The sequence below is a fragment of the Paraburkholderia susongensis genome, assembly GCF_900177725.1.
Classification (GTDB): domain Bacteria; phylum Pseudomonadota; class Gammaproteobacteria; order Burkholderiales; family Burkholderiaceae; genus Paraburkholderia; species Paraburkholderia susongensis.
This window is the reverse complement of the sequence record NZ_FXAT01000002.1, coordinates 732,107-756,095: the sequence shown is the minus strand read 5'-3', so window position 1 is coordinate 756,095 and position 23,989 is coordinate 732,107. Positions and strand designations below refer to the sequence as shown.

Here is a 23,989-nt window from a genome sequence, read left to right as displayed (position 1 = left end):
TGCTGCAAGCCACTGAAGCCAATTTCGACGGCCTGGTCGGCCCGACCCACAACTATGCGGGGCTCTCGTTCGGCAACGTCGCGTCGCAGAACAACGAGAAATCCGCCGCGAATCCGAAGGCCGCCGCGCGCCAGGGTTTGCGCAAGATGAAGCAACTGGCCGACCTCGGTTTTCATCAGGGCGTGTTGCCGCCGCAGGAGCGTCCGTCGGTGCGGCTGTTGCGCGAACTCGGCTTTTCCGGCGACGACGCTTCGGTGATCGCACGTGTGGCGAAGAACGCGCCCGAATTGCTGGCCGCCGCGAGTTCGGCCTCGGCGATGTGGACCGCGAACGCGGCGACCGTGAGCCCGTCGGCCGACACGCACGACGGCCGCGTGCATTTCACACCGGCCAATCTGTGCAGCAAGCTGCATCGCGCGATCGAACATGAATCGACGCGCCGCACGTTGCGCGCGATGTTCAGCGACGCCGACCGCTTCGTCGTGCACGAGGCGCTGCCGGGCACGCCCGCGCTCGGCGACGAAGGCGCGGCGAACCACACGCGCTTTTGCGAGGCCTACAGCGCGCGCGGCGTCGAGTTCTTCGTGTATGGCCGCAGCGAATATCGTCGCGGACCGGAGCCGAAGCGTTATCCGGCGCGCCAGACTTTCGAGGCGAGCCGCGCGGTCGCGCATCGCCATGGCTTGCGGGAAGCGGCGACGGTCTACGCGCAGCAGAATCCGGAAGTGATCGATGCGGGTGTGTTCCATAACGACGTGATCGCGGTCGGCAATCGCAACACGCTGTTCTGCCATCAGCTCGCGTTCGTCGAGCAGAGCGCGGTGTACGACGAACTGCGTTCGAAGCTCGCGAGCCTGCACGCGGGATTCAACGTGATCGAAGTGCCCGACGCGCAGGTGAGCGTTGCCGATGCGGTGTCGTCGTATCTGTTCAACAGCCAGTTGCTGACGCGCCCGGATGGCAAGCAGATGCTCGTCGTGCCGCAGGAGTGCCGCGAGAATCCGCGCGTGGCTGCGTATCTCGACGAACTGACCGCGCATGGCGGTCCGATCGACGAAGTGCTCGTGTTCGATCTGCGCGAGAGCATGAAGAACGGCGGCGGTCCCGCATGCCTGCGTCTGCGAGTCGTGCTCGACGATGCGGAACGCGCGGCCGTTGCGCCGGGCGTGTGGATCAACGACGCGCTGTTCGGCCGCCTCGACGCGTGGATCGAAAAGCACTATCGCGACCGTCTCGCGCCGGCCGATCTCTCCGATCCGCAACTGCTCGTCGAATCGCGCACCGCGCTCGACGAGCTGACGCAGATTCTCGAACTGGGCTCGCTCTATGACTTCCAGCGCTGAGGACGCGATGCCGTCCTCGACCTCGATGCTCGACGATTTCCTCGCGTGGACGCTCGCGGGAACGCGGCCCGCCGCGCATGAAGCAAAAGGTGTGTGCGCGAACGGCGTGAGCTGGTCGTGGCTCGACGAGGGCGTGCTTGCGATGGAGCCGGCTCGGGCGTCGATTCATCAGCAGGCCGAAGCATCCACGCAGCGGCCCGAAAACCTGCGCAGCGTGCTCGTCTCGGCGGGCGTGCACGGCGACGAAACCGCGCCGATCGAACTGCTCTCGCGCATGATCGCCGATATCGCACAAGGCCGCGCCGCGCTCGCATGCCGTCTGCTCGTGATTCTCGGCAACGTCGACGCGATGCGCGAGGGCTGCCGCTATCGCGACGACGATCTGAATCGTCTCTTCAGCGGCCGTCATCTGCAATTGCCGCACAGCCACGAGGCGCCGCGCGCCGCGGCGCTCGAACAGGCCGCGACGCGCTTTTTCGCGGCGGCGTCCGAGGCGCCCGGCGCGCGCCGGCATATCGACATGCACACGGCGATCCGCGCGTCCGCGTTCGAGCAGTTCGCGCTGCTGCCGCATACCGGCAAGCCGTTTTCGCGCGCGATGTTCGAATGGCTCGGCGACGCGCGCATCAGCGCGGTGCTGTTGCACACGACGAAGGGCAACACGTATTCGAACTTCACCGCGCAAGCGTGCGGCGCCGATGCATGCACGCTCGAACTGGGCAAGGTGCGTCCGTTCGGCGAGAACGACCTCACGCGCTTCGTGGGCGCTGATCTCGCGGTGCGCGCGCTGCTCGCCGGCACGCGGGTTGGCTCGCAAACCACCGTGCAAGCCAATGGATCAGCCGACGCCGCATCCGAGGCACCGTCGGCAATGCCGCGCGTCTTCACGGTGATCGATCAGTTGACCAAGCAAAGCGACGCGTTCGAGCTATTGCTCGCGCCCGACGTGCCGAACTTCACGCCGTTCACGAAGGGCACCTTGCTCGCGCGCGATGGCGACTACCGCTACACGGTGCGTCATGACGAAGAACGCATCGTGTTTCCGAACGCGACGGTCAAGCCCGGCTTGCGCGCCGGTCTGCTCGTGATCGAAACCACCGCCGAAACGCTCTCCAAGCTTGTCTAGACAGGTTCCGTGTACAATCGCGGGCTTCGCGGCTCCCCGTAGCTCCCTTGGCGCGCTACGTTTGCCGCGCGAGCCCGGCCGCACGCGGCGCGGCGAGCGTGTCCGCGCCGGCCTGGCTCCGTTTTAGTCAATACCGTAGAAGGAACACCCGTAATGAAGATGAATTGGCCCAATATGGCCGCGCTCGCGCTGGTCGCGGCGGCGCTGACGGCAGGTGCCGCGTCGGCGGCGGAGATCAAGGAAGTGCGTTTCGGCGTCGAGGCGTCGTATGCGCCGTTCGAATCGAAGTCGCCGGCCGGTGAGCTGCAGGGCTTCGATATCGACGTTGGCAATGCTGTGTGCGCGAAGCTGAAGGCCAAATGCGTGTGGGTCGAGAATTCGTTCGACGGCCTGATTCCCGCGCTCGAAGCGCGCAAGTTCAACGCGATCAACTCGGACATGACGATCACCGAGCAGCGTCGCCAGGCGATCGACTTCACCGATCCGATCTACACGATCCCGAACCAGATGATCGCGAAGAAGGGCAGCGGTCTGCAGCCGACGCCGGCATCGCTGAAGGGCAAGCACATCGGCGTGCTGCAGGGCACGATCCAGGAAGCGTATGCGAAGGCGCGCTGGGCGCCGGCCGGCGTCGACATCGTGCCGTATCAGACGCAGGACCAGATTTATGCCGACCTCGTGTCGGGCCGTCTCGATGCGTCGTTCCAGGACGCCGAAGCGGCATCGAAGGGCTTCCTGAAGAAGCCGCAGGGCGCGGGCTTCGAATTCGCCGGTCCGGCCGTCACCGATGAGAAGCTGCTCGGCGCGGGCGTCGGCTACGGCGTGCGCAAGAACGACAAGGCGCTCAAGGACGCGCTGAACGAAGCGCTCAAGGAGCTGAAGGCGGACGGTACGATCGACCGCCTCGCCGCGAAGTACTTCGACGTGAAGGTCGTGCTGAAGTAACACGCGTTGCGCGTTGCCTGCGATGCAGCGCGCAAGGTGCCGACGCAAGCCGCTGCAAAGGACCGCCCAGGCGGTCTTTTGCATTTCTGCGCGCAACGTAGCTGCTTGTCGTGCTTACGCTTAGCGCGCTTGCTGCGATAAAATCGCGAGACATGCTGCCGCGCGCGACGACTCTTGCTATCGTCAAAAACGCGCCACGGTGCAGCCAAAACACAATACACACAATACAGCGCCAGAAAACAGCGGCAAACGCGGCGGCGTTGAGCGGGGACCGGAATGACCACCATCGCAATCGAGACATGGGGCGGCGCGACAGACGAAACATCGTTGACGGCCAGCTTCGCACGGCAGCCCATTCTGAACCGCGACGGCATGCTGTGCGGTTACGAGATCAAGGTGTGCCCCCCCGAATTGCCGCTCACGCCAGGCGAAGAAGCCGACCAGCGCGGCTCGCACAGCGGCGGAGATACCCACCTCGACCCCCACCCCGACGCATTGCCGGGCCGCGCGCCGACACCCCCGCAACGCGTTGCGCGCGCGATCGTTCGCGGTCTCGTTCAAAACGATGTGCGCGGCGCGCTGACCGGTCATCCGGCCTACGTCGCCGTGAGCCGCGACCTGTTGCTCGACGACGCGATCCTGCGCTTGCCCGCCGAGCGCTTCATGCTCGAACTGCCGCCGTCGCTCGAAGCCGATGACGAACTGATCGCACGGCTCGTGTATCTGCATGGCCGCCGCTATCGTTTCGTGCTCGACGACGTCACGCAGCCCAACGAAACCTTCGCGAAACTGCTGCCGTATGCAGAGGTCGTCAAGATCGCCATCACGCGCGCGCCGCGTGCGCTGCTGCCGAAGCTCGCGAGCGTGCTCAAGTCGGCGGGCAAGCTGCTGCTCGCGTCGGGTGTCGATGCGCAGGCCGATTTCGACATGGCGCACGGGCTCGGCTTCGACCGTTTTCAGGGCTATTACTTCGCGCGTGCGCAGAGCTCGGCGACGCGCCGTGTCAGCACGCCGCGCCACGCGCTGCTCAATCTGCTGCAATTGCTCGCGGGCGACCCGACCGTCGCGCAGCTCGAAGCCGAGCTGAAGCTGAGCCCGGTGCTCGTGATGCACCTGATGAAGCTCGCGAATTCGAGTGGCCTCGCCGTTGGGCACAGGGTGACGACGCTGCGCGACGCGATCAACGCGACCGGCACCGATCGCATCGCGCGCTGGACGCAGTTGCTGCTTTACGCCGACGGCCGCAAGGTCGCGCTCGAAGACGATCCGCTGCTGCAACTCGCGGCCTCGCGCGCGCGTTTCATGGAACTCGCGATCGAGCGCATGCCCGAGGCGGGCCGCGACGAAGCCGACGCGGCGTTCCTGACCGGCGTGTTCTCGTTCGTCGACGCGGTGTTCGGCGGCTCGCTCGAAAAGACGCTGAACATCCTGACGCTATCGCGCCCGATCCAGGCTGCGATCCTGCATCGCGAGGGCACGCTGGGTCTGTTGCTGAGCGCGGTCGAAGCGCTCGAATGCGCTGCATGGGAGCGTATCGCTACGCTCTGCGAGCGTTTGCAGCCGTTGACGGTAGACGACATCGCGCAGATGGGCCTCGCGGCCGGCGCATGGGCAGGCGTCGCGGATCGCAGCGCGCAAGGGCTCGAAAGAATCGAGGATTGAGTGCCTTGGGCACGTCTTCACATCGTCTCCAATTCCCGCATCTGCCCCTGGCCAAAAAAACGGCCTAACTCCTTTGCCAGTTCGTTGAGCACGCTCATCTCCTTCTGCGAGATGCGGCGCGGCTCCTGCGTATGGGACCAGTCGCCGTATAACAGCGCGACGGTCTGATCGGCTTCGTCGACGACCGGCAGCAGCAGGAACGCGCGCGCGTCGTCGAACGAGCGGCGGAACCACTCGGGCAGCCGCGCGACCATCTTCGGATCGCGCGCGTTCTCGATGAAGATGCCCACCGAATTCGCGATCGCGAGATGGAACACGTCGGGCTCGAACGCGGTGTTGAACGTGAGCCTCGGCAATGCCGCGCCGATCCCCGGTCCAAGGCCCAGACGCGCCTTGAACGTGCCGCTGCTGTGCCTGACGAACATCACCGTGCGCGTGAAGCCGAGCCCGGCGAGCACGGTCTCCGCTGCCATCGCGAGAGCCGGCGCGAGCGGGCTGCCTTCAGGCAGGCCGCGCAGATCCTTCACGCCGACCGCGATGCGCGCCTCGGGTGCGAGCGCCTCGCGCGCGATCGCATCGGCGTTCGCGCGCAGCTCGACGATCTCGCGCATCACGCCGTCGCCGCCTTCTTCGCGGGCGAGCGCGACGCTCATCTGCAGCAGCACGTCGGGGTCGGTGTTCAGCGCGCCGCCGTATTCCTGCGCGAGTTCGGCGATGCATGCCTCGCGTTCCCACTCGGGCATGTTCTGCTGCATGAGCACGTCGGCGACCGCGGTCGAGTAATTGGTGATGGCGCGCAGCCACTGCACCTGGCGCGGCTGTTCGGTGTCCTCTGGATCGAACTCGCCCATGCCCGAGCGGATCATGTCGGGCAGGCGCCAGCGCACCGCGGCTTCCTCGCCGATCTCATCGAACGTGACGCCGAGCACGAGCACGCACGCCTCGGCTTCGAGCGCGCCGTCGTCGATATGTCCGCGAATCTGATCCCACTCGGCGTCGAGATAGAACACCACGAGCAGCTTGCCGATTTGCCGCATCAGCGTGCAGACCACCGCTTCTTCTCCGGCACGCAGGTCGCCGCGCTCGGTCAGCTTGCGCGCGACGCAGCCCGACAGCAGCGTGCGATTCAGTTCGAGTTTCGCGTCGATGCGGCGCGGCGCGCTGTGATGAAAGTGATCGACGATCTTGAGTCCGACGACGAGGTGGCCGACCGCATCCATGCCGAGCACCATCAGCGCGCGCGACACCGTCGTGATGTTGCCGCCGAACGCCATGTACATGGCGGAGTTCGCGAGCCGCAGCACTTTTTGCGTGAGCGCGAAGTCCGACAGCACGACCTGCACGAGGCCGCTGAAGTCGAGGTCGTCGTTGTTCATCGCTGCCATGGTGGTGCGCAGCGATTGCGACAGCATCGGGAAATCGCCGCGCTCGCTCATTCGCGTCCAGAGCCGGTCGAGCACTGCCGCCTTTACCATGTGAGTCCCGCAAAAGCCATACGTATTCCAATGTGTGCCACGCCGGTGTCGAGCCGGCTTGTTCCGGTTCTGCTGCCGCTTCCGCTGCCGGGGTGCCGTGCCTGCATGGCCGGCTACGCGCCGTGCAGGCGCAGCGTGCGCGCTTCGAAACGCTGCGCGAGTTCGTCGGACGGCAACGCCTTGCAGACGAGCCAGCCCTGAATGTGATCGCAGCCCATCTCGGTGAGCAGCGTGCGTTGCGCTTCCGTTTCGACGCCCTCGGCAACCAGTTCGAGATCGAGCGTTTGCGCGAGACCGACGACCGCGCTAACGATTGCCTGATCGTTGCGCGAGGTTAGCAGATTCTCCACGAAGCTCCGGTCGATCTTGAGCTTCGCCAGCGGAAAGCGCTGCAGGTACGCGAGGCTCGAATAGCCGGTGCCGAAATCGTCGACGGCGAAGCGGATGCCCATCGCGGTCAGGTCTTCGAGCAGCGCCGTCGCATGCGCGGGGTCGTGCATCAGCAGGCTCTCGGTGATTTCGAAGACGACGCGGCGCGGATCGATGCCGGTCAGCTCGATCGCCTCGCGCACGGAGTCCTTGAAGCGCGGGTCGCGAAACTGCTGCGGCGACACGTTGACGGCCACGTATTGCAGCGCGATGCCCTTGGTATCCCACTGGATCAGCTGCATGCACGCGACCTTCAGCACCCAGTTGCCGAGGAAGTTGATGAGACCGATCGACTCCGCGAGCGGAATGAACATCGACGGCGGCACGAGACCATGCACCGGATGCGTCCAGCGCATCAGCGCCTCGACGCCGACCACGCCGTGCGTGCGGCTGCTCGTGATCGGCTGGAAGTGCAGCGAGAACTCGCCATTGCGCACGCCGTCGTAGAGATCGGCTTCGAGTTTCAGGCGCTCGGCGTCGGCGGGGTCGTCGTCCGGCACGTAGAACGCGAGCGTGTTGCCACCCGCGGCCTTCGCCTGCAAGAGCGCGTGATCGGCCCAGCGCAGCAGGTGCGTGGCGTGGCCGGCGGTGTCGTTCGCGTGGCGCACGTCCGGATACAGCGCGATGCCGATGCTCGCCGACAGGTGCACCTGCTGGCCCTTGAACACGTACGGCTGCAGGATCGCGGTCAGCAGGCGCCGCGCGAGCGCTTCGGCGGCGGCGGCCGCGTCGGTGCGGTTCGCGGCGGGCTTCACGAGGATCGCGAACTCGTCGCTCGCGACGCGCGCGAGCAATTCGTTCGGGCTCGTCATGTTCGCGAGACGCCGCGACGTGTCGCGCAGCATCTCGTCGCCGGCGTCGTAGCCGAGCGCGCGGTTCACGCGCTGATAGTCGTCGAGATCGAGCAGCAGCAGCGCGACCGGCGTGCCGTGCGCGTCGGCCTGCTGCTGCGCGTCGAGCAGCGCGTGCAGCAGGCCCGGCTGATTCGGCAGGCCGGTCAGCCGATCCAGATGCAGCGCCTGGGTCAGACGCTCCTCTGTGGCGCGCCAGGCGGACACGTCGAAGCCGGCGAGCGCATGGCCGTCGACGCCGTTGTGGCTGCTGCGCACGACGCGCAGCTCGACCGTGATCGGATAGGTCAGCGACTTGATGAACCCGAGCGTCGCTTTCTCGACGTTGCCCGAGGCCGCGGCGCGCGCGAGCAGCGCGTCGAGGCGCGGCAGGTCGGCTGGCGCGACGAGCTCGTGCAGCGTGATGGTTTCCAGATACTCGCGGTGATAGCCGATGAACCGCAGGCTCGCATCGGACACATAGAGGAAGCGCTGCGCGTCGTCGACGTGCGCGAGCAGGTCGACCGCGCCGACCAGTTGTTCCAGTTGCGCGGCGCGGCGGGTGCCGCTTCGCCGTGTGTCGTCCGCGCGCCGGCCGAATGCGCGAAGCCGGTCGATGACCGTGCGCAAGGAGCCCCGGCGGGGCGCGGTGATCGTGTTCGCTTCCATGTTTGTCGCTGGCAACCTGGGTTCGTCCGCGCGTTTGTCCGCAAGCAGGGCTGCTGGTCCGCGGGTTCGGGCGGCAGGCAGACAGCAAGCCGCCGCATCAGAACGAGATAACGACCCGCGGCGCGAAATCTTTAGCGGCCCGTCGTGGAAAACATCCGGCGAGGGGGGGCGCCGTGCCGTGGCCGTGCAACTGCGGCGCCTCGTCGATTCGAGCGTGTTCAGTCCGGTTCGGGGCGCGATCGCGCCGCCGCGCGCTCGTTTAGCACCCGTCCAGCGCCGGATTCTTTCGATACGCTTGTCGTTGTTCCGGCTGCTTACGCGCGCCGCGCTTCCGTGTTCCAATATCAGATGCAGGGACGGCCGCCGGCGTCATGCCAGCGCAACTGTCTTCGATGCCCTGGAACCAACGCGTGTGCTCACGCAGGGAGACGCAGATGAAGATAAAACACCTACCGGCGGCGCTGGCCGCCGTCATGGCGATCGGATTCGCCATGCATTCGCCGCTCGCCTCGGCGACGCTCAAACCGGGCGACACCGCGCCGACCTTCACCACCGAGGCTTCGCTCGGCGGCAAGACCTACACCTATTCGCTCGCCGACGAGCTGAAGAAGGGGCCGGTCGTGCTGTACTTCTATCCGGCCGCGTTCACGAGGGGCTGCACGATCGAGGCGCACGAGTTCGCCGATGCGGTCGACGAATACAAGAAATACGGCGCGACGGTGATCGGCGTGTCGCACGACAACATCGACACGCTGACGAAGTTCTCGGTCAGCGAATGCCGCAGCAAATTCCCGGTCGCGGCGGACGCCGATTCGAAGGTGATCGGTGCCTATGACGCCGGCATGCCGATGCATAGCGGCATGGCGAATCGCGTGTCGTACGTGATCGCTCCGGACGGCAAGATCATTTACGAATACACGAGCCTGTCGCCCGAGAAGCACGTCGAGAACACATTGAAGGCGCTCAAGGACTGGACGGCGGCGCATAAGGCGCAGTGACACGTCGCGGCGGCGTCACGATTTGCGCAATGGCTTGTTGCAGCGTGAACAGGCGGCCGCCCGTGCCAGACTAAAACTTTTTTCCGGGTGAGCTTGCGATGCCGATTATCGTTGCGTTGATTGCGCTGATCGCGCTGGTGTACGGCGCGGTGCGGGCCTTCTATGCGTTGCAGGCCGCGTTCGGCATGGCGGTTGCGGTTGGCGTCGCCGTGCTGGCCGCATTGCTGCTGATCGGCGCGATTGCGTACTGGCTGCGGCGCCGCCGTGAAGTCGCGCCGAACGTGCGCGACGGCGACTGGACCCACGAACTGAAGGGGACCTGGGGGGCGGTCCGGCTCGCGGCGGCCAAGCGGCTCTGCGAGATTCGCATCGGCAAGGAAGAGGGCGCCTATATCTTCGCCGATCTGCTCGGCGCCGAAGTACAGCGCGGCGCCGCCGATGCCGACGCGCGGCTCGCGCTGAAAGTGAAAGACCCGCGCCACGGCGAGTGGCTCGTGCCGATGTCGGATGAACGGCAGGCTCGCCAGTGGCAGCGGATTTTTTCGCTGGCTATCGAACAAAAACTATGACGACGTCGGCGCCGCGCCACCCGAGCGGCGCGCCTTCCTCGCCTCCCAACGCACGCGGATGCGGTCCATGTAGAGATACACGACCGGCGTCGTATAAAGCGTGAGCATCTGGCTGACGATCAGCCCGCCCACGATCGCGATACCGAGCGGCGCGCGCAGTTCCGCGCCTTCGCCGCGTCCGAACGCGAGCGGCAGCGCGCCGAGCAGCGCCGCGAACGTGGTCATCATGATCGGCCGGAAGCGCAACAGGCACGCCTGGTGAATCGCATCGCGCGACGACAGCCCGTGGCGCGACGCCTCGATCGCGAAGTCCACCATCATGATTGCGTTCTTCTTCACGATACCGATCAGCAGGATCACGCCGATCAGCGCGATGATGCTGAACTCGGTGTTGAAGAGCAGCAGCGCGAGCAGCGCGCCCACGCCCGCCGACGGCAGCGTCGAGAGAATCGTCAGCGGGTGGATGTAGCTCTCGTACAGGATGCCGAGCACGATGTACACGGCCGCGAGCGCGGCGAGGATCAGGATCGGCTGATCGGACATCGATTGCTGGAACGCCTGAGCCGTGCCCTGGAAGCTGCCGTGTATCGTGGCCGGCATGCCGATCTCGGCCATCGTGTCGTAGATCGCCTGGGTTGCCGTCGAGAGCGACACGCCCGGCGGCAGGTTGAACGAGATCGTCGAGGCGACGAACTGGCTCTGGTGATTGACCGACAGCGGCGTGGTGCCCGGCCCGAAGCTCGCGATTGCCGAGAGCGGCACCATCGTTTCCTGCGAGGTCGACACCGGCGCGCCCGACGACGCGCTCGACTTGCCGCTCGCCGCGATCGAATTGATGGCCTGGTTGCGCGCGGAGTCGTCCGCGATGCTGGCCGCGCTCGTCGTGGCGGTGGGCGCGGTGCTGCCCGCGGTGTTGCCCGCCGCGCTGTTCGGGTTCGACGACGACGTGTTTGACGTCACCGTGCCTGCCGGCGCGTTGGTGGTTTGCGCGCCGCTCGCGCTGCCACCCGAGGTGCTGACGAAAATCTGGTTCAGTATCTCCGGGTTCTGCCAGTAGCGTGGCGCGACTTCCATCACGACGTGATACTGGTTCAGCGGGTTGTAGATCGTCGATACCTGGCGCTGGCCGAACGCGTCGTACAGCGTGTTGTCGATCTGCGCGGGCTTGATGCCGACCCGCGACGCGGTCGCGCGGTCGATCGTCACCATCGTTTCGAGGCCGCCTTGCTGCTGGTCGGAGTTCACGTCCGCGAGCTCCTTGCGCGCCTGCAGCGCCTCGGTGAGCTTCGGCCCCCACGTGTAGAGATCGGGCGTGGAGTCGGCGAGCAGCGTGAACTGATACTGCGCGTTCGATTGCCGGCCGCCCACGCGGATGTCCTGCACCGACTGCAGGAACGTGCGCGCGCCGGCCACGTCGCCGAGCGGCGCGCGCAGTTGCTGAATCACCTGATCGGCGGACAGCTTGCGCTCGCTCTTCGGCTTGAGCGACACGAACATGAAGCCCGAGTTGGTCTGCCGGCCGCCCGTGAAGCCGACCACGCTCTCGACGGCCGGATTCTTGCCGACGATGTCCATCATCTGCGAGAACTTGCCCTTCATGGCCTGGAACGACGTGGCCTGGTCGGCCTGGATGCCGCCGATGAGCCGCCCCGTGTCCTGCTGCGGGAAGAAGCCCTTCGGCACGATGATGTAGAGCGCGATGTTCAGCGCGATGGTCAGGATCAGCGTGGTGACGATCAGCAGCGGATGGAGCAGCGCCCAGCCGAGCGTGCGTTCGTAGCCGCGCTGCATCGACATGAAACCGCTCTCGAGCCAGCGGCCGAAGCGGCTTTCCTCGCGCTTCTGGTGCGGCTCGCGCAGCAGGCGCGAGCACATCATCGGCGTGAGCGTGAGCGAGACGACGAGCGACACCGCGATGGCGAGCGAGAGTGTGAGCGCGAACTCGCGGAACAGCCGGCCGACGATGCCGCCCATCAGCAGGATCGGCAGGAACACGGCGACGAGCGAGATGCTGATCGACATCACCGTGAAGCCGACCTCGCGCGCGCCGAGGAACGCGGCCTTCATGCGCGGCACGCCGTTCTCGATGTGCCGCGAGATGTTTTCGAGCACGACGATCGCGTCGTCGACGACGAAGCCGGTCGCGATGGTCAGCGCCATCAGCGAGAGGTTGTCGATCGAGAAGCCCATCAGGTACATCGCGCCGAACGTGCCGATGATCGAGATCGGTACGGCCACGCTCGGAATCAGCGTGGCGCGCCAGTTGCGCAGGAACAGGAACACCACCATCACGACGAGCGCGACCGCGATGATGAGCGTGCGCTCGGTGTCCTTCAGCGACGCGCGGATCGTCGTGGAGCGGTCCGAGGTGGGCTCGATGTCGACGTCCGCGGGCAGCGACGCGTGCAGTTGCGGCAGCATCGCCTTCACGCGGTCGACGGTCTCGATGATGTTCGCACCGGGCTGGCGGTACAGGATCACGAGCACCGAGCGCTTGCCGTTGAAGAGGCCGAGGTTGCGCAGATCCTCGACGGAATCGACCACTTCGCCCATGTCCGAGAGCTTGACCGGCGCGCCGTTGCGATAGGCGATGATCAGATCCTTGTACTGCGACGCCTTGCTCGCCTGGTCATTGGTGTAGAGCTGTACGCGATTCTCGCCGAACTCGATCGAGCCTTTCGGGCTGTTCGCGTTGGCCGAGGCGAGCGCCGCGCGCACGTCCTCGAGACCGATGCCGTAGTGCGACAGCGCATGCGGCTCCAGTTCGACGCGCACGGCCGGATTCGCCGAGCCACTCACATCGACTTCGCCGACGCCGTCCACCTGCGAGAGCGACTGCTGCAGCACCGTGGCCGCCGAGTCGTACAACTGGCCGGCGGTCAGCGTGCTCGAGGTGAGCGCGAGAATCAGGATCGGCGCGTCGGCCGGGTTGACCTTGTGGTAGGTCGGATTGCTGCGCAGGCTCGTCGGCAGGTCGGCGCGCGCCGCGTTGATCGCCGCCTGCACGTCGCGCGCGGCGCCGTCGATGTCGCGGTTCAGGCCGAACTGCATCGTGATGCGCGTCGAGCCGACCGAGCTTTGCGAGGTCATCTCGGTCACGTCGGCAATCGAGCCGAGATGCCGCTCCAATGGACTCGCGACGCTGGTCGCGACGGTTTCCGGGCTCGCGCCCGGCAGCGTCGCCTGGATCGAGATGGTCGGGAAATCGACCTGCGGCAGCGGCGCGACCGGCAGCTTCGTGAACGCGAACACGCCGGCCAGCGCGATGCCGACTGCCAGCAGCGTGGTGGCGACCGGGCGGGAAATAAACGGACGCGACAGGTTCATCGCCTAGTTCCCCGCATCTGTGGCGGGCGGCGTGGCGCTGCCGGACGAGTCGCCGCGATGGAAGCGCTCGCGCAGGCGGCGGGCGAGCGAATCGAACGCGAGGTAAATCACCGGCGTCGTGAACAGCGTGAGCAACTGGCTCACGATCAGGCCGCCCGCGATCGCGATACCGAGCGGACGGCGCAGCTCCGAGCCGGCGCCGGTGCCCAGCATCAGCGGCAGCGCGCCGAGCAGGGCGGCGAGCGTGGTCATCAGGATCGGCCGGAAACGCAGCAGACACGCCTGGTAGATCGCCTCGCGCGGCGGCTTGCCTTCCTCGCGCTCGGCATAGAGCGCGAAGTCGATCATCATGATCGCGTTCTTCTTCACGATGCCGATCAGCAGCACGATGCCGATGATGCCGATGATGTCGAGATCGTGCCCGGTGATGAGCAGCGCGAGCAGCGCGCCGACGCCGGCCGAAGGCAGCGTGGAGAGAATCGTGATCGGATGGATGAAGCTCTCGTACAGCACGCCGAGCACGATGTACATCGTGACGATCGCCGCGAGAATCAGGAACAGCTCGTTCGCGAGCGACGCCTGGAATGCGAGCGCCGCGCCCTGGTAGCGCGTCTGGAACGACGCGGGCAGGCCGATGTCCTTCTGCGCCTGATCGATCGCCTTGACCGCCGCGCCGAGCGATGAACCCGGCGCGAGGTTGAACGACACCGTGGTGGCCGGGAACTGGCTCAGGTGTGTGACGAGTAGCGGTGCGGGCTGCTCGATGAACTTCGCGATCGACGACAACGGCACCTGGCCGCCCGCCGAGGTGGAAGAGGGCAGGTAGATCGAATTCAGCGACTCGGTGTAGTGCTGCATTTCCGGCTGTGCTTCGAGAATCACGCGGTACTGGTTCGACTGCGTGAAGATCGTCGAGATGATGCGCTGGCCGAATGCGTCGTAGAGCGCACTGTCGATCGTGGCCGGCGTGATGCCGAAGCGCGCCGCGGTTGCGCGGTCGATTTCGATGAACACCGAGCGGCCGTTGTCCTGCAGGTCGGTCGCGACGTCCGCGAGTTCGGGCGACTGCTTGAGCCGGTCGATCAGCTTCGGCACCCACGTCGTGAATTCGCTGATGTTCGGATCGGTCAGCATGAACTGGTACTGCGTCGGGCTCACGGTCGAGTCGATCGTCAGGTCCTGTACCGGCTGCATGTAGAGCGAGGCGCCCGGAATGTGCGCGACGTCCTTCTGCAACTGGCGGATCACGTCGCTCGCGGTGTTGCTGCGGTCGTCGCGCGGCTTCAGGTTGATGAGCATGCGGCCGCTGTTCAGCGTGATGTTGCTGCCGTCCACGCCGATGAACGAAGTGAGGCTGTCGACGTCCGGGTTCTTCAGGATCTGTGCGGCGAGCGCCTGCTGACGGTCGGCCATCGACGCGAACGAGACCGACTGCGGCATCTGCGTGATCGCCTGGATCACGCCGGTGTCCTGCACCGGGAAAAAGCCTTTCGGCACGTACACGTACAGCAGGCCGGTCAGCACCAGCGTGAGCAGCGCGACGACCAGGGTGGAGCGCCGGCGGTTCAGCACCCATGTGAGTGCGACCGCGTAGCGCGCGATCACCCAGTCGATGAAGCGGTGCGCCTTCGCCTCGAAGCGGTGGCTCTCGTGCGGCGGCGTGTGGCGCAGGAGCTTGGCGCACATCATCGGCACGAGCGTGAGCGAGACGATCGCCGAAATCACGATCGTCACCGCGAGCGTGATCGCGAATTCGTGGAACAGGCGTCCCACCACGTCGCCCATGAAGAGCAGCGGAATCAGCACCGCGATCAGCGAGACCGTGAGCGAGATGATCGTGAAGCCGATCTGCTTGGAGCCCTTCAGCGCGGCTTCGAGCGGCGTGTCGCCTTCCTCGACGTAGCGCGCGATGTTCTCGATCATCACGATCGCGTCGTCGACCACGAAGCCGGTGGCGATAGTGAGGGCCATCAGCGAGAGGTTGTCGAGCGAGAAGCCGCACAGGTACATCACGGCGAGCGTGCCGATCAGTGAGAGCGGCACCGAGAGGCTCGGAATGATCGTCGCGTAGATGTTGGCGAGGAACAGGTACATCACCAGCACGACCAGCACGACCGACATCGCCAGTTCGAACTGCACGTCGCGCACCGACGCGCGGATCGTCGTGGTGCGGTCGGTGACGATCTGCACGTCGAGCGCGGCGGGCAGCGACTGCTGCAGCTGCGGCAGCAGCGCCTTGATGCTGTCGACCACCTGGATGACATTCGCACCCGGCTGGCGCTGCACGTTCAGGATGATCGCGGGCGTGTTGTCGACCCACGCGCCGAGCTTGGTGTTCTCCGGCCCCGAGACGATGCTCGCGACGTCGGTCAGCATCACCGGGCGGCCGTTCTTGTACGCGACTACCGCGCTCTGGTACTCGTCGGGGCTCGTCAGCTGGTCGTTCGAGTTGATCGTGTAGTTGCGCGTCGGGCCGTCGAAGTTGCCCTTCGGCGTGTTGACGTTCAGGTTCGAGATCGTGGTGCGCAGGTCGTCCAGATTCAGGCCGTACGCGGCGAGCGCGCGCGGGTTCGCCTGAATGCGGATCGCCGGTCGCTGGCCGCCCGACAGGCTCACGAGGCCCACACCCGCCACCTGCGAAATTTTCTGCGCGAGACGCGTGTCGGCGAGATCCTGCACCTGGGTGAGCGGCAGCGTTTTCGAGGTGATCGCGAGCGTGATGATCGGCGCGTCGGCCGGGTTGACCTTCGCGTAGATCGGCGGCGCGGGCAGGTCGGACGGCAGCAGGTTGCCCGCCGCGTTGATCGCGGCCTGGACTTCCTGCTCGGCGATGTCGAGCGACAGATCGAGACTGAACTGCAGCGTGATGATCGACGAGCCGGCCGAGCTTTGCGACGACATCTGGTTCAACGACGGCATCTGCCCGAACTGCCGCTCGAGCGGCGCCGTGACGGACGATGTCATCACGTCCGGGCTCGCGCCGGGATAGAAGGTCTGCACCTGGATCGTCGGATAGTCGACCTCGGGCAGCGCGGAGAGCGGCAGAAAGCGCAGTGCGACGAGGCCGACCAGCATGATCGCCGCCATCAGCAGCGCGGTGCCGACGGGACGCAGAATAAAAGCGCGGGATGGATTCATGCGGTAAGTGCCGTGCCTTTACTTTATTGCGATGCTTGCGGCGCGTGCCGGCCGCGATGTGCGTGCGCGCCGGAGGCGCCGGATGCGCCCTTCGCCGCGCTTGCGCCCTGCGGGCCCGACGCGCCGCTCGGACGCGCCGCCGGAATCGTGATCTTCGCGCCTTCGCGCAGGCGGTCCGAACCGTCGGTCACGACGCGCTCGCCCGCGGCGAGGCCGGACTTGATGCTGATGCGCTCGCCGTCCACCGGGCCGACCTTGACCGGACGCACCGTGACCGTGTTGTCCTCTTTCACGACGTACACGAACGAGCCCATCGAGCCGTTGAGCACCGCCGAGGTCGGCACGATCACCGCGTCCTTGATCGTATCGACGAGCAGGCGCGTATTGACGAACTGGTTCGGGAACAGCCCGTTGTCCGCGTTCTCGAAGAGCGCGCGCAGCTTGACCGTGCCGGTGGTCGTGTCGATCTGGTTGTCCATCGTCTTCAGCGAGCCGACCTCGAGCGGCCGCGTGTTGCTGCGGTCGTACGCGGTGGCCGAGAGCTGTTCGCCGTTCTGCGTTTGCTGGATGATCTGCTGGAGGTTGTCTTCGGAGGTCGTGAAGATCACGCTGATCGGCTGCAGCTGCGTAATCACGGCGATGCCGTTGGCGAGGCCCGAGGTCACGTAGTTGCCCGGATCGACCTGGCGCAGGCCGACGCGTCCCGACACCGGCGCGGTGATGCGCGCGTAGATCAGGTCGAGCTTGAAGGTATCGATGTTCGCCTGGTCGGACTTCACGGTGCCTTCGTATTGCCGCACGAGCGAAGCCTGCGTGTCGACCTGCTGGCTCGCGATCGAGTCCTGTTCGAGCAGCGTCTGATAGCGCTTGAGATCGAGACGCGCGGTTTCGAGCAGCGCCTGGTCACGGATCAGCGTGCCCTCGGCGTTGCGCAGCGAAATCTCGTAAGGGCGCGGGTCGATCTGGGCCAGCACGTCGCCTTTTTTGACCATCTGGCCCTCCTTGAAATACACGTCCTGCAGCACGCCGCTCAACTGCGGCAGCACGGTGACGGTAGCAAGCGGCGTGACCGTGCCGAGCGCGGTCAGCACGACCGGCATCTCGCCCTGCGTCGCGGTGGCGACGTGCACCGGCTGCGCCATGTTCGCCATCGCGTTCGGGCCGCCGCGGCCAAAGCGTCCGCCCGGCCTCGCGCCGCTTGCGGCACCCGGAGCGCTCGCGCCGCCGCCGGGCCCGCCCCACGGATGCCAGCGCCACAGCACGACCCCGAGAATGACCAGCGCCGCGACGATCAGTGCGATGGTGCGGCCGCGGTGCCGCTTCACCGCGCCGGGCGCGCTGTGTTGCGCGCCGCTTGCGGACGGTTGGGAAGCGGCAGGGCGTTGGGTTTCCGGGTGCTTTTGTTGTTCGTCCATCGGTTCGGTCAGGTGGCTGGCTTTTTTGATGTGCGCCGCTCGCGCGGCCGCCACCCTTGAAGGACGACGGGCCGGTACGCAGGCGGCATGGCAGGCGGTCTTGGCGGCGTGCGCGCCGCGCATCGCTCAACGCGATGCTACCCGAGACGCGGGACAGCGATGTTAACGCAATGCGGAATCATCATGGATTGGACGGGGCGCTTTCGACGCCGAGAACCGGAGAGAAGCGCGCGCCGCGTGCGCGTCCCGCGACGGGATGCGTGATCGTACGTTGCGGCGTCTGTAACAGTCCAGCTATCTATTTTTCGTTTGATTACGAAGGTTACAGGATGTTGGGAAATTGTCGGGCGGCGCGCTGCGCGCCCGATGTCTCATTCATCGAGCCGGCGGCCCGGCGTGCCGCCGATCTCGAGCACGATCTTGCCGATGCATTCGAGTAGCACGGGCGCGGCGCGCGAGAGGAGCCAGTCGCGCGGACACTGGTCGGCCGAGCCGCCGCAATTGACCGCGTAGCGCTCGCCCGATGGTCCGACGAAACCCAGCGCGATCGCATTGAGGCCGTCGTACCACTCGCCGGTGGCGATCGCGAAGCCGCGCTCGAGCGTGTCCTGGATTCCGTTTTCGAGCCGGCTGCCGATATAGCCCCATTCGCCGCCCTCGGCCGTCTGCAGGCCGGCGAGCAGCGCGACGCGCTCCGGCTGCGCGAGCGCCGCGAGGTACGCGCGACCGACCGCGGTGCGCGTGAGGCTCATGCGCGAGCCGATCTCGAGCCGCGACACGAGGACCGCCGAACGCGGCCGGATCGCGTCGATCACGACCATGTCGAAACGGTCCCGCACGGCCAGATGCACTGACAGCGCGGTGCGTTCCGCGAGTTCGATCAGGAACGGCCGCGCGCGGGCGCGGATGTCGAAATTGCGCAGAAAACCGTTGCTCAGCTCCAGCACCGACGAGGTCAGCACGAAGCGCTCGCTGTCGGGCAGTCGCAGCAGGAAGCCGGCGCCGACGAGCGTCGCGGTGATGCGCGAGACGGTGGGCTTCGGAATGCCGGTCAGTTCGGTGAGTTCGCGATTGCTGAGCGGCGCGTGGGCGGCGGCGATCGAACGCAGCACGGTCAGGCCGCGCGCAAGGGCGGTGACTTCGTCGCCCGCGCCGTCCTTGTCTTTTGCGAAGAGGGTTGTGGCTTGGGGAGAGGTGGGGCGATTCATGGTTTTTTGGAACTGTATTTCAAATTATGCGTTCGCAACCTGTTGACGGCCGGCCCGCAAAAGTCGACGGGCGACCCCAAACCAGAGTATGAAGTTCATTACTTCATTAGAGGATTCATTATATCGGAATAGATTGCTGAAACAGTTCGAGATGCTTTAGACTTTTGCCTGACTCAGTCAGCATAATCGTAAAAAATGGAACTTCATTTCGAAAGGTGATTTTCGGATCCCGTATTTCGAGTTCCCATATTTCAGGATGAAATGCTGGATGCATTGGTTCCGAACTCTTTCGAATACCTTCGAATACCGTCTCTCAGGTTCTAGCACGGCCCTCGGAATGGCTAGAACTTTTTAAGGCGTCACGGCAACGTGACGCCTTTTTTTTCGGGCTATCGGCGCACGACAAAGCCTGCGCGCGCTCAGCGCGACAGCAACGAAACCGTCGCGATGCCGAGGATCGTCATCACGAGCGACGCGCTCACGTGAATCACCACTTCGCCGGCCGCCCAGCCGAGTCGGCCGTCCTGCAGACGCTGCACGACTTCCGCGGAGAACGTCGAGAACGTGGACAGGCCGCCCATCAGGCCGGTAATGACGAACAGGCGCCATTCAGGCGTGAGTTGCGGCGCCCGCGCGAAGCCCGCGACCGCCACGCCGATGATGTAGCCGGCGATCACGTTGGCGGCGAGCGTGCCGAGCGGCAGTCCGCTAAATACGCCGTTCAGGCGAATGCCGAGAAACCAGCGGAACAACGAGCCGAGTGCGCCGCCAATGGCGACAGCGAGAAAGGACCAATACATGGAAAAGGTGTTGAAGCCGGAGTGTCGACAAACCGGTTCATGCGGGCGAATCGATGCCGCGTCCGCATAGCCGGGCGTAGCAGGCATCATCAGCCCCGAGGGCGGTTAATGGAGAATGCCATCTCCAGCGGCGAAGTCTAACATTGGCAAGGGCATTTGGGGACAGGCGGGAAGCGGCGGCGGGGCGCCTATCGCGCCCGCCGCGCCTCACTCCGGCGTCGCCGAAATCCTGTGGATCGACAGATCCGCGCCGTTGTATTCCTCTTCCTGGTCGAGCCGCAGGCCGACCGTCATGCGGATCACTCCGTACACGAGCGTGCCGCCGAGCGTCGACACGACGATGCCGCCGAGCGTGCCGATCACCTGAGAGCCGAGCGACACGCCGCCCAGCCCGCCCAACGCGCGCATCCCGAAGATGCCGGCCGCGATGCCGCCCCACGCGCCGCACAAGCCGTGCAGCGGCCACACGCCGAGCACGTCGTCGATGCGCCAGCGGTTCTGCACGCAGGTGAACATATAGACGAACAGCACGCCCGCGACGCCGCCCGTGACCAGCGCGCCGAGCGGATGCATGATGTCCGAGCCGGCGCACACCGCCACGAGTCCCGCGAGCGGGCCGTTATACGTGAAGCCGGGGTCGTTGCGGCCGGCGAACCAGGCGCTCAGCGTGCCGCCGACCATCGCCATCAGCGAATTGACCGCGACGAGGCCGCTGATCTTGTCGAGCGTCTGCGCGCTCATCACGTTGAAGCCGAACCAGCCGACCGTCAGCACCCATGCGCCGAGCGCGAGAAACGGAATGTTCGACGGCGGATGCGCGGCGATGCCGCCGTCGCGATGGTAGCGACCGTGGCGCGCGCCGAGCAGCAGCACGGCCGGCAGCGCGACCCAGCCGCCGAACGCGTGCACGACCACCGAGCCCGCGAAGTCGTGGAACGGCGCGCCGAACGCCCGGGCGAGCCAGTCCTGGATGCCGAAGCGGTCGTTCCAGACGATTCCTTCGAAGAACGGATAGACGAAGCCGACCAGCACGAAGGTCGCAAACAGCTGCGGGTTGAATTTCGAGCGCTCGGCGATGCCGCCCGACACGATCGCGGGAATCGCGGCGGCGAACGTCAGCAGAAAGAAAAAGCGCACCAGCGCATAGCCGTTGTGCTCGGCGAGCGACGCGGCGCTGCCGAAAAACTGCACGCCGTAAGCGATCGTATAGCCGATGAAGAAATACGCGATCGTCGAGACCGAGAAATCCACCAGAATCTTGACGAGCGCATTGACCTGATTCTTCTTGCGCACCGTGCCGAGCTCGAGGAATGCAAACCCCGCGTGCATTGCCAGCACCATGGCGGCGCCGAGCAGAAGAAACTCAGTGTCGGCGCCGTATTTCAGACTTTCCATCGATGTGTCCCGCTTATGCCAAAAAAGTGCGCAATGTGAGCAAGAAGCGGGCCAAAGTTGTGCCGTTCGCGTCGCCGCGGTGCAGGCAGGCACCGGGATGGGATTCTCTGTCGATTGGACGATGTGCGGCGCGGATACTTTCTGCACCTGAACAGAGATCATAAGCACAATCGAAGTGCATGCGCGCCGGATTGCGGCGGGAATGATCCAGTTGAGGGCGTAATCTTCGATTTTAATTACAATTTTATTTGGAATCCTGACGCATGAAGTGCCCAGGCGGTGCTGAACGAGGGCACACGCAGGCACACGCAGGCGCATGCGCGACGCGCCCGGCGCCGCATCGAAGCGGGCGCTTGCCGTGACTTGCGGTCTCTTTGTCTTCCTACGCAAACGCCGACATAATGTGCCGACTCCGTGCATGATCCGCCGGCCAATTCCTTCAATGCGCACGCATGAGACTGACCACTAAAGGCCTGTTGCTGATCGCGATTCCTGCTGTCTTCGAACTGGCGCTGCTTTCCGGACTCGTGAAGGCGCAGGCCGACACCGCGCAGGCGGAGCGTTGGGCGATGCACAGCGAGGAAGTGCTGCGCCAGAGCACCGCGATTCTCGATCCGGTGCTCTCCGAATCCGTCGCGCTGCGCGGCGCGGTGCTCGCCAACGACACTCACTTCACGACGCCGGTGGCGCTATGGATCAACGTCGACCGGCGCATCGATCAGCTGGCCGAACTGGTCGCGGACAATCCGGCGCAGGTCGAGCGCGTGGTCGAGGTGCGCCAGGCGGTGCAGGCGTATCGTCAATGGTCGGACCGGATCGAGGACCTGCTGCACGCGGGGCGGCGCGCCGACATTCTCGCGCGCTTTCGCGATCTCGCTCAGGCCGACGTGCTCGATCGTTTCCGCTTCCAGGTGAGCGCGTTCCAGGGCGAGGAGCGGCGCCTCGACACGCTGCGCTCGAATGCCGCCGACGCGGCGCGCGAACGGCAGCAGTCGCTGATCGTCGCGGCCGCGTTGGGCTCGCTGCTGTTCGTCGCGCTCGCTGTGTGGATGTTCACGCGCGGCGTGCGCGGCCGGCTCGCGCTGCTCTCCGACAACGCCGGGCGGCTCGCGGGCAACGAACCGCTCGCGCCGATCGGCGCGGGCCGCGATGAAATCGCGCGGCTCGATCTGACCTTGCACGAGACCAGCCGGCGTCTGCTCGAAGCCGAGCGCATCGAGGCGCGCTTTCACGCGGACCTCGAGCGCCGCGCGGCCGAACTGGCGCGGATCAACGAGACGCTGCGGCAGCAGACTCAGGAAAACGAAATGTTCATCTACAGCGTGTCGCACGATCTGCGCGCACCGCTCGTGAACCTGCAAGGCTTCTCGAGGGAACTGATCCACGCGTGCGACGAACTGCGCACGATGGTGCGCGAATCGTCGCTCGCGGCGGGCGCGCGGCAGCGCATCGAGCGCGTGATCGAGGAGGACATCAGCGAGGCGCTGCATTATCTGCAGACTGCCGTGTTGCGGGCGTCGCACATTATCGATGCGCTGCTGCGGCTCTCGCGCGTCGGCCGCGTCGAGTACCGGCGCCAGAAGGTGGATGTGCGCGACATCGTGCAGCGCGTCGTCGATGCGATGCAGGGCTCGATCCGGGCGCGGCGCGCGCGCGTGACCGTCGGCGACTTGCCCGCGGTGTGGGGGGATCCCACCGCGCTCGAACAGATCTTCGCGAACCTGATCGGCAATGCGGTCAATTATCTGGACCCGGCGCGCGAAGGCCGCATCGAAATCGGCACGACGCCCGCACCGCCAGGCGTGCATTCGTTGCGCATCTTCTATGTGCGCGACAACGGCCTCGGCATTCCGGCCATCGCGCTGCCGCGCCTCTTCAACGCGTTCCAGCGTCTGCACGGCAATGCGACGGCGGGCGAGGGCATCGGCCTCGCGCTCGTGCGGCGCATGGTCGAACGGCACGGTGGCCGCGTGTGGGCGGAATCGAAGGAGGGGGCGGGCACGACGTTTTATCTGTCGCTTCCCGAGGCGGGCGCGGGTGCGAGGGAGTACGTGGCCGGCGCGCCGGCGCTGGGGGAAGCGGCTGGTGTTCGGGCGGCGCGCAATTCGTGGGGCAGCGGTGCGGAGCTGGATGCGCGTGAGCGCGCGGGTGCGGGCGCAAGTGCAGGTGTGGCAGGTGCAGGTGCGGGTACAAGTGCAAGTGCAGCGGGCAGGCCGCCGCCCATTCCGCCGATGCGCAGCGCGGTATCAGCACCCGGTAGGCATGAGGTGACCGACGGCGCCTTGACCGATATCGCGAATTCGGAAAGCGCTCAGGAGCCCGCGAAGATGCGCCGCGGTTTGAGCAGCCGGCTGCCGCGAATCGACCAATAGCATCCGCAGGCCGCCAGCACCGCGACGCCCGCGAGCACTTCGAGCGGCGCGGGCCGCAAGCCGGCAAAGCCGTCGACGGTGAAGAGGCCCTGCACGGCGATCAGCAGCGCCGCCCACAGCGAACACGCGGCCTGCAGCAGCAGGCGCGTGCCCGCCATACGCCGCGCGCGGTTGTTGCGCGACCAGGCGCCCGGCCTGCGTGCGCAGAAAAACGCAATCGCCATCAGGATGATGGCGAGGATCACGATCCAGTCGGTCAGTTTCATCGAATACTCCCCCAAGGCAGCC

The 23,989-nt window shown here is 65.9% G+C and carries 16 protein-coding genes and 1 riboswitch; of the genes, 7 read left to right on the top strand and 9 right to left on the bottom strand.

Annotation, left to right across the window (positions count from 1 at the left end; genetic code table 11):
• Positions 1 to 2: 2 nt before the first annotated feature.
• The 4 genes from astB (at position 3) to B9Z01_RS08470 (ending at position 5,076) form a co-directional block, all read left to right on the top strand.
• Positions 3 to 1,343: an N-succinylarginine dihydrolase gene (gene astB / locus B9Z01_RS08485; RefSeq protein WP_085482099.1), complete on the top strand. Its 1,341-nt coding sequence runs from the start codon at positions 3 to 5 to the stop codon at positions 1,341 to 1,343.
• Positions 1,327 to 2,469, top strand: coding sequence for a succinylglutamate desuccinylase (astE, locus tag B9Z01_RS08480; RefSeq protein WP_244195959.1), 1,143 nt, complete (start codon positions 1,327 to 1,329; stop codon positions 2,467 to 2,469). Before astB ends, astE begins: the two co-directional genes overlap by 17 nt.
• A gap of 153 nt (positions 2,470 to 2,622) precedes the next feature.
• A complete protein-coding gene (locus B9Z01_RS08475; protein WP_085481775.1) occupies positions 2,623 to 3,414 on the top strand; it encodes an ABC transporter substrate-binding protein in 792 nt (263 codons plus the stop codon).
• Between the two features lie 276 nt (positions 3,415 to 3,690).
• Positions 3,691 to 5,076, top strand: coding sequence for an EAL and HDOD domain-containing protein (locus tag B9Z01_RS08470; protein ID WP_085481774.1), 1,386 nt, complete (start codon positions 3,691 to 3,693; stop codon positions 5,074 to 5,076).
• Between the two features lie 17 nt (positions 5,077 to 5,093).
• Here the strand turns inward: B9Z01_RS08470 and B9Z01_RS08465 are convergent, their stop codons facing one another.
• The gene (locus B9Z01_RS08465) at positions 5,094 to 6,551 is read right to left on the bottom strand and encodes an HDOD domain-containing protein (RefSeq protein WP_085481773.1); all 1,458 of its coding nucleotides are present in this window, start codon (positions 6,549 to 6,551) and stop codon (positions 5,094 to 5,096) included.
• Between the two features lie 113 nt (positions 6,552 to 6,664).
• Complete coding sequence (locus B9Z01_RS08460; RefSeq protein WP_085481772.1) at positions 6,665 to 8,479, bottom strand: putative bifunctional diguanylate cyclase/phosphodiesterase; 1,815 nt, start codon at positions 8,477 to 8,479, stop codon at positions 6,665 to 6,667.
• Between the two features lie 434 nt (positions 8,480 to 8,913).
• On the opposite strand from B9Z01_RS08460, the gene B9Z01_RS08455 reads away from it, so the two are divergent.
• Positions 8,914 to 9,477, top strand: coding sequence for a peroxiredoxin (locus tag B9Z01_RS08455; protein ID WP_085481771.1), 564 nt, complete (start codon positions 8,914 to 8,916; stop codon positions 9,475 to 9,477).
• Positions 9,478 to 9,575: 98 nt separating this feature from the next.
• Positions 9,576 to 10,046, top strand: coding sequence for a hypothetical protein (locus B9Z01_RS08450; RefSeq protein ID WP_085481770.1), 471 nt, complete (start codon positions 9,576 to 9,578; stop codon positions 10,044 to 10,046).
• Here the strand turns inward: B9Z01_RS08450 and B9Z01_RS08445 are convergent.
• The 6 genes from B9Z01_RS08445 to B9Z01_RS08420 form a co-directional block, all read right to left on the bottom strand.
• Positions 10,041 to 13,373, bottom strand: a complete 3,333-nt coding sequence (locus B9Z01_RS08445; protein ID WP_085481769.1) for an efflux RND transporter permease subunit — start codon at positions 13,371 to 13,373, stop codon at positions 10,041 to 10,043. The two genes, B9Z01_RS08450 and B9Z01_RS08445, sit on opposite strands and share 6 nt — an antisense overlap.
• A gap of 3 nt (positions 13,374 to 13,376) precedes the next feature.
• Positions 13,377 to 16,511 (bottom strand): MdtB/MuxB family multidrug efflux RND transporter permease subunit, encoded by a 3,135-nt coding sequence (locus tag B9Z01_RS08440; protein ID WP_085481768.1) that lies wholly within the window; start codon positions 16,509 to 16,511, stop codon positions 13,377 to 13,379.
• Positions 16,512 to 16,534: 23 nt separating this feature from the next.
• Positions 16,535 to 17,926: an MdtA/MuxA family multidrug efflux RND transporter periplasmic adaptor subunit gene (locus tag B9Z01_RS08435; protein ID WP_085481767.1), complete on the bottom strand. Its 1,392-nt coding sequence runs from the start codon at positions 17,924 to 17,926 to the stop codon at positions 16,535 to 16,537.
• A gap of 371 nt (positions 17,927 to 18,297) precedes the next feature.
• Positions 18,298 to 19,134: an IclR family transcriptional regulator gene (locus tag B9Z01_RS08430; protein ID WP_085481766.1), complete on the bottom strand. Its 837-nt coding sequence runs from the start codon at positions 19,132 to 19,134 to the stop codon at positions 18,298 to 18,300.
• A gap of 419 nt (positions 19,135 to 19,553) precedes the next feature.
• Positions 19,554 to 19,934 carry a fluoride efflux transporter CrcB gene (gene crcB / locus B9Z01_RS08425; RefSeq protein ID WP_085482097.1) on the bottom strand — a complete coding sequence of 127 codons (381 nt, stop codon included), beginning with the start codon at positions 19,932 to 19,934 and terminating at the stop codon, positions 19,554 to 19,556.
• A 73-nt stretch (positions 19,935 to 20,007) separates the two neighbouring features.
• A riboswitch (Fluoride riboswitch) is annotated at positions 20,008 to 20,069 on the bottom strand.
• A gap of 72 nt (positions 20,070 to 20,141) precedes the next feature.
• A complete protein-coding gene (locus B9Z01_RS08420; protein WP_085481765.1) occupies positions 20,142 to 21,329 on the bottom strand; it encodes an ammonium transporter in 1,188 nt (395 codons plus the stop codon).
• 452 nt (positions 21,330 to 21,781) lie between these two features.
• Between B9Z01_RS08420 and B9Z01_RS08415 the strand changes: the two genes are divergently transcribed.
• On the top strand, positions 21,782 to 23,701 hold the full coding sequence (locus B9Z01_RS08415) for a sensor histidine kinase (RefSeq protein ID WP_085481764.1): 1,920 nt from the start codon (positions 21,782 to 21,784) through the stop codon (positions 23,699 to 23,701).
• On the opposite strand, the gene B9Z01_RS08410 is transcribed toward B9Z01_RS08415, so the two are convergent.
• On the bottom strand, positions 23,641 to 23,967 hold the full coding sequence (locus B9Z01_RS08410; protein WP_085481763.1) for a hypothetical protein: 327 nt from the start codon (positions 23,965 to 23,967) through the stop codon (positions 23,641 to 23,643). The genes B9Z01_RS08415 and B9Z01_RS08410 overlap by 61 nt on opposite strands.
• Positions 23,968 to 23,989: the final 22 nt, after the last annotated feature.